The organism is Acinetobacter sp. NIOH-H-8, assembly GCF_046635365.1.
Classification (GTDB): domain Bacteria; phylum Pseudomonadota; class Gammaproteobacteria; order Pseudomonadales; family Moraxellaceae; genus Acinetobacter.
The window spans coordinates 1-462 of record NZ_JBHDVN010000169.1 but is presented as its reverse complement, the minus strand read 5'-3'; the positions used below and the strand labels follow the sequence as shown (position 1 = coordinate 462).

The 462-nt window shown below is 47.8% G+C and carries 1 protein-coding gene; it reads right to left on the bottom strand.

The annotated features are described in order from the left end of the window. The coding region (locus tag ACEWB7_RS17615; RefSeq protein ID WP_411581037.1) for an ABC transporter permease subunit at positions 1 to 462 on the bottom strand (462 nt) is incomplete at both ends.

Here is a 462-nt window from a genome sequence, read left to right as displayed (position 1 = left end):
AACAACAGCCAGGATAAACGCAATAAATCCGTCTCCCAGCTGCGGTGACGGAATATAAAGCCCACGATTGCTCAAAAAGGCCAGATCAAACGCGCTCACAGCCTGGCGTGGTCCGGGCAAATTGCGCAACACGGCAAAGTACCAGAAGAAGATTTGCAGCAGCGGGGGAATATTACGGAAGATCTCAATATAAATTGTGGAAAGCTTTCGTAGCAGCCAGTTATCCGAAAGTCTCGCCAGACCGATAAAGAACCCCAAAACAGAAGCGAACACAATACACAATGCAGAAACCAGTAGCGTATTGAGTAAGCCGACAATAAAAACGCGTCCGTAGGTGTCGCCCTGCTGGTAATCGATCAAATGCTGGACAATACCGAAGCCAGCGCCGCGATCCAGAAAGGCAAAACCTGAAGTAATGCCACGATTATTGAGATTCGTTACAGTGTTGTGAAATAACCAACC